Source organism: Lysinibacillus sp. NPDC056959 (assembly GCF_042674095.1).
In the GTDB taxonomy this organism is placed as follows: domain Bacteria; phylum Bacillota; class Bacilli; order Bacillales_A; family Planococcaceae; genus Lysinibacillus; species Lysinibacillus zambalensis.
Genome location: NZ_JBHURE010000005.1, coordinates 262511 through 268959, shown reverse-complemented (window position 1 = coordinate 268959; position 6449 = coordinate 262511). Strand labels below are relative to the sequence as shown.

General features: G+C 34.8%; 4 protein-coding genes, 1 pseudogene and 1 riboswitch. Of the genes and pseudogenes, 3 read left to right on the top strand and 2 right to left on the bottom strand.

Annotated elements, in window-relative coordinates:
- Positions 1-117 precede the first annotated feature (117 nt).
- Positions 118-435, bottom strand: a pseudogene (locus ACFTQ7_RS09170) (DnaA N-terminal domain-containing protein); the annotation flags it as partial.
- A 360-nt stretch (positions 436-795) separates the two neighbouring features.
- Between ACFTQ7_RS09170 and ACFTQ7_RS09165 the strand changes: the two are divergent.
- Positions 796-1056 carry a hypothetical protein gene (locus ACFTQ7_RS09165; protein WP_386828239.1) on the top strand — a complete coding sequence of 87 codons (261 nt, stop codon included), beginning with the start codon at positions 796-798 and terminating at the stop codon, positions 1054-1056.
- 606 nt (positions 1057-1662) lie between these two features.
- Here ACFTQ7_RS09165 and ACFTQ7_RS09160 read toward each other — a convergent pair.
- Positions 1663-1818 (bottom strand): hypothetical protein, encoded by a 156-nt coding sequence (locus tag ACFTQ7_RS09160; RefSeq protein ID WP_170938954.1) that lies wholly within the window; start codon positions 1816-1818, stop codon positions 1663-1665.
- Positions 1819-3207: 1389 nt separating this feature from the next.
- Positions 3208-3392, top strand: a riboswitch (Lysine riboswitch).
- 152 nt (positions 3393-3544) lie between these two features.
- Between ACFTQ7_RS09160 and ACFTQ7_RS09155 the strand changes: the two genes are divergently transcribed.
- Complete coding sequence (locus tag ACFTQ7_RS09155; protein ID WP_386828238.1) at positions 3545-4261, top strand: cysteine hydrolase family protein; 717 nt, start codon at positions 3545-3547, stop codon at positions 4259-4261.
- A gap of 13 nt (positions 4262-4274) precedes the next feature.
- Positions 4275-5618: an APC family permease gene (locus ACFTQ7_RS09150; RefSeq protein WP_386828237.1), complete on the top strand. Its 1344-nt coding sequence runs from the start codon at positions 4275-4277 to the stop codon at positions 5616-5618.
- Positions 5619-6449: the final 831 nt, after the last annotated feature.

Sequence of the window (6449 nt, the reverse complement as noted above, 5' to 3'; positions counted from 1 at the left end):
CGCTGTTCGTCAGACTTCATGGAACCGCCGTATACGGATCCGTAAGTACGGTGGTGTGAGAGGTCGGGAGTTAACCACTCCCTCCTACTCGATTTTGCTTAGTTAGTTCGTCTTAAGTAAATCGAAATCAGTCCTGTTTTTTTGATCAACAAAGTTAATAAGCAACTCTTCACCTGCAAGTTCCGTTAATATACATTTAATCAAATGCATATAGTGATTCTCAAGCCAGTCTCGAGCAAACGAATTTGGCGCAGAAATCGTCACAGTTGAGTCACTACTATTGTAGGACAGTAATTTTGTAGACTTTATCCACGTTTCGAAGCTTGGTTTAGAAATTTCTTGTCCAACCCGAATCAGGACATCTTTCCAAAATTCTTCTAAATGTTCTAAGCTGCCAGTCTCTTGTACGGAGTTCTTTAAGATTTCATCTGGCATTTGTCCATTTAATTCAAGTTTTTGCTTTGCAGAATTCGAACGGTGTGGGGGTGTACAGCATGTTACCGATCGGTTTAAACTTCTTACGGAGCGGAAGCAAGAGAGTTACCATGAGAGAGAGCTTGCCAAAAAGAGGATTGATTGGATATTATGTAAACTAATTGGAGGAATAATTAAAACCAAAAACCCCCTTTAGAAATTTACTTCAATAATCGACATGTTGATGCACTTATTGCAAAACTTTGTAAATTAATAGTGCATGTTGTTATTATCTTGTGAATATAATAGACCAAATGCCACGTGAAATTAAGCTTTTAATTGATTTATTAAGGAATTAGGATGAAACGAAGGAGTGTAAAATTGTCGATTTCAAATCCTCAATACGCATTTTTAGAGGTTGATTTTCTTAATCCTAATTTAACTCAAGCAGAACTGAAGGTTGAGAATATTTCTGAAGGGGTACGAAAAAATAATGAACTCGTAGGAAATACAAAAATATCATTGAAAATAATACCACCTAATGTATATATAAAATTAAACTGGATGATAGGATGGCTCTTATGGATACCAGTAGACATTTATTGTGCAGCGTCTTTGGTAGTAGATAAATTCATATCATAAAAAAGGTGAAACTACCATTCTATTGAAAGGAATTGTCAAGTAGAATAAAATCTCATACTTAGTTAGAAAGATTAACTCCTTTTTGATCAATCTCTAGTTCCAAAATGGAGTTTTTGCATTTGCTGATAAATAAAGGTTGACGGAAATATTTAAATCAATCTTTATTCTAAAGCCACAGCACAAGCTGCGAATATACCCAATCAATTAAAAAAAACTTCGTAACAGGCATAACATTGGGGACCAAAAGAACATATTGATTTTTTTCAAAAAAGCGTATAAAAAATAATAATTAATCTATACTATTAAAGATTTTCACTTCAACCAATATGACTGGGAGGGTTAACCCGATGAGTACGATTGATCGTTTACTCTGAATAACCATCAACTGAAAGCTAAAGCACGGTTGTCTTAGGTTATTCTTAAGATCGAATGCGAAAAGCGAGACAGTGTGTGTCATGGAGGAAAAGTAAGTGGTAATTAGCCCGGAATTATTTCCGGGTTTTTTTATTTTAAGAAATCGAAAGAGATGGATCAAAGTCGATGTTTACAGAAAAAAAGCCCCAATACACACCTTTTTCTAAGGTGAATATTGGGAGTTGAAATTTATTAACGTTTATTTTCATTTTGAATACTACTGAAATCTACTTCTTCAGCGAACTCTTCTCTGTTTTCATTTTTACGTTCTCTGTTAGCATTTTGATTTTGATTCTGCTGTTTTTTGTTGTCTTGAGTTTTATTATTCTTATGTTTATTATTACCCATGATCATCTCACCTCCACTATTAGTGTGAGAGAAAGATGATTTTTTATCCGCATAACTTACAATTAAATAATGAAATATATGTGATGAAACAAAAGGTATGGATATAGTAACATTTTCATCTCCACTTTCTGAGAACGCAGCCGGTAATGTTAATTCACTAAACCTTTATATATCAAGGTTTATGGGCTTTCTCCGGTTATTGAGACAACGATAGAAAACGATAAGAATTGAATTCATTTTACTCCTTCGTATAATAATCCTTTCAAAATTCAATTTCTACTAATCAGTAAGGCTTCACAATGTTCAAGGCATTGCAAATGCCATTTAGTGCAATTTTGGAAATTACGCTTGTCCGCCACTTTACGCTTGATAGCCAATAGATATAAAACTATCCCTACAAGAAAAAGTATTTTCCTATTTAGGAGTATTTTTCTAAAGCACTTCTCTATGGGTTTATTGCTAACGTTACATTATTCTATGGAAAGGAATTGCTAAGAGCTGTTAATGCACTAGAATGGGCTATCATTGCAGTTTCAGCAATAGAAGGAACAGGGAACTATATTAATTATGTAAAAGAATCAAAAAGGAGAAAACTAGAAAAAAGAAAGACTAGAGGTAATCAAACTTAGATACATAATGGAAAATAATTCTTCAACTTACTAGAGTCGCTTATCAAAAAGGGATTGCCTATTAGAGAAGGTGGTTGTGCTGCTGCTGCGACCTTTTATTACTGTTTAATATCATGATGTTTTAAGTAGTAGCGTAGAAGGAAATGTATATGCTCAATAAAACTGAATATAATTTTAGAGGTGCCTTACTTATAGCTGGTAATATAAGTAGGGCATTTTTTGTGTATTAATAGACTACTTAATTAGAAGTTTGTTTTTCTGAGAAGTTTTTTACTATGTGTTAGATGATTTTTTTCTATAGGACAAAAATTTTTAAAAAAATTGCGTGTGGGTATCCCTCCTTCTTCGAACAATTGTTTACGGCGTTAGTCGCCCCCGGGATCATGAATCCACTATGATTTGGGTAACGCTAAATACGGTAGCTCAAAATATCCTAAAGGGGGGGATGCCGTGCAAACTCAGCGAAAAAATCAAAATTATCGCTGGGGTAATTTATGAATTATATTGTGAATCGTGAACGTTAAGAAGGGAACGGTTTATAGGTGATGAAAAATCAAGAGGTGAATAATTAAATGCTTATACAATTGTTGATGTATTGTTGTATTTATTGTAAATAGTTATTGTTTAAAGTGTTTTGAATGTCATTTTTTTGTGGTTGAGCGCAATAAATCTTATAAAATATAGTAGATTTTTAAGTTGACATATAAAAAACGCAATAATATAATTATTTCAAATAATCAAATAATTCACACTTTTCTAATAATGGTGTAGAGGCGCGGCGGTTAACAGTACCTAATGGAGTCCGAGAAGATGAAGAAGTTTGGTAGAAGGAAGTGTCGCCGAAGCATGTGATGAGTTCTCGCCATCATATACTGGGGCTGTAGCGAATAGTTGCAGGACTGCCTTCGTAAACATACGTGTTTATGAAGTTGTGCTATCTCTGTTTAGACAAACAGTGGGAATTTTAAATGGTCGATTCATTTTAAGTTTCTAGAAATGAGTAGGTCATTTTTGTGTTAGACAGATTCTTTTGCACAAAGAGTCTATATTTTATTTGTCTATACATTTTAGAATTAGAGGTATTTTGGGGGGATTTTATGGATAATACATCAACATTATACTATGAATTTTTACCGACTGACGGTCAAAAAATAAACGTGAACCCTGATAAAACAGCATTACTAATAGTAGACATGCAACATCAGTTTATTAGCCGAGACGGATTAGACGCGCAGGTTGCAAGAGAAAAGGGCATGTTTGATCAGTGGGAATACTTTTTTGATCGTATCGACAATTTAACGATCCCGAACAATAAAAAGCTTTTAGATTTTTTCCGTACTAATAAATTAGAAGTAACATTTGGTCGCATTGCTTGCCATCATAAAGATGGAAGAGATCGTTCTCCTGTACAACGCCGGACAGGATGGAACAATATTTTATTGCCAATCGGTGACCCAGGAGCGGAGATGGTGGATGAATTAAAGCCTCTTGATGACGAAATTGTTGTAAATAAAACGACAGATAGCGTATTAAGTGGTACGAATTATGAATTTTTACTGCGTAATATGGGCATTGAAACAGTAGTTTGTACAGGTGTTGTAACAGATCAATGTGTTGCTTCAACAGTTCGAAGTTTAGCTGACGCAGGATTTGAAGTTATTTTAGTTGAAGATGCATGTGCAGCTGCAACGCAACAGCTTCATGATGCAGAAATTATGATTATGAATCAAATTTATTGCCAAGTGATGAGTACAGATGAAGTAATTGATTTAGTAACGGAAGAACTATCAAAACACGAACCAATGAATCTGTGAGAGGAAATGGACTATGAGTCAAACACCAAATGATCATACACCACAGTTAAAGCGTGTTTTAACATTAAAAGATTTAGTCATTTATGGTATTGCTTTTATGACACCGATTGCGCCAGCTTATATTTATGGCTTTGCAGCAGAGTCTACAGGTGGGATGTTGCCATTAGCCTACTTGATTGCGATGGTTGCAATGATGTTTTCTGCATATAGTTACGGTCGCATGGCTGCTGTTTTTCCGAATGGAGGGTCAACTTACACATATACCCAGCGTGCAATTAATCCACATTTAGGTTTTTTTGCGGGTTGGGCAATGTTTATGGATTATGTCTTAGTGCCACTCATTGTATTCATGGTAGGTGCTTCATATGCGAATGCATTAATACCATCTGTTCCGTATTGGGTATGGGTGTTATTAATTGCAGGTATTATAACTACAGTCAATATTCTAGGTATTGGCATCGCAGCAAAAACAAATCAAATCCTCGTTATGTTTATGGGAATTGTAGTCGTTATTTTTGTGATTTTTTGTGTAAAGACAATTGTCGGTGCGCAAAGTGATACGTCGCTCTTTACTGTTGTCCCGTTTTTCAACGATGAAAAATTCGTTATGTCTGCAATTATTTCTGGTGCAGCAATGGCCTGCTTCTCATTTTTAGGGTTCGATTCGATTACAACACTATCTGAAGAGGCAGTCAATCCAAAAGAGGATATTTGGAAGGCAGCTATTTTAGCTTGTTTAATCGGAGGACTTATTTTTATTGTGCAAGCATATGTAGCTCAGCTCGTATGGCCTGATGTTACAAACTTTAGTTCAGCTGATACGGCTTTATTTGATGTAGCGGAAAAAGCAGGTGGTGCAGTTCTTGCAACTCTTTATACAGTTGCGATTATTGTATCAACAGTGACAGCTGGTTTAACAGGACAAGCAAGTGCATCCCGTTTAATGTTTAGTATGGGGCGTGATGAGGTACTTTCGAAAAAGTTTTTCACACATTTACATCCAAAATATCAAACACCGGTATACAATATTTTATTGATGTGTGTGATTAGTGTTTTAGGAGCGCTGTTTTTATCAGCAAATTTTGTAGCAGAATTAATGAACTTTGGAGGCCTGACAGGATTTATGTTTGTCAATTTGTCAGTGATCGTGTATTACTTCTTCCGTAAAAAAGAAATGAAAATAATTCGATACTTATTAATTCCAGGGCTAGGATTTGGTATTTGTTTCTACTTATTTATTAATTTATCACCGATGACATTGAAGGTAGGTTTTATCTGGCTTGCAATCGGTTTTATCTATGCTTTCATTACGACGAAAGGCTTCAAAAAGAAACCACCAACATTTACGGATTTATAAAATACCGAAAGAGCTTAGGGTAAATTTCTAAGATAAGTCAGTTGTCTAGTATTGGTAATGTTTATCGATGTTAGGTAGCTGATTTATTTTTATACAGGAATATCTTATACGAAAGTAAAATACTCGCAGTATAAAATATCTTTACTTACTGGTATAGGTGTATTACTTGAATTTTTAGCTTGTTGTTTCTATATGTAGCTAAATAGTACCGAGGAGCTCAATTCATGGCAATTTAAAACTTTAACATATAAATGTAGGTGTGTTATGCATAAAAGTAATAAAATTAAAACTGGCCTTGAGGAATTCCTTATAAATATTCAGAATAATATAGCTAGTACTGTATATCAAAGGATTTGAGGCGGATGAGATAGCTAACAGGTTATCTAAAGATATAATAAAAACATTTGGGTTCGACAAGGTCGTTAGCTGAAGTAAAAAATTGTTTGAAGATAAATAAAAAGGCTAGGTTCTACTATGGTAGTACCTAGCCAATTACTTAAACCCACCAGCATCCATGTTTTGCCACATACACTCCACACATGTAGGGTGTGTATCGCAACTCATATTAAAAGAAGGCAACTAACCATAGTTAGTTGCCTTGCTATAAAGTGTTTCGATTTACCACAAACCTCCCTTAACAATCCCCCACGTCCTTCTTCGATGAGCTGTGTTTAGAGAATCAACTCCACAATTCATAAGCCAGTTTGCTGCATTATCTCTCTGAGCTTTTGTTAGGTACTCCACAGCATTCAGATAGACGATCAACAAGGAGATATGCTGTAAGAGGAGAACAAAAAAATCACCCATGTCATGAAGAGTGATTTTTGAAAA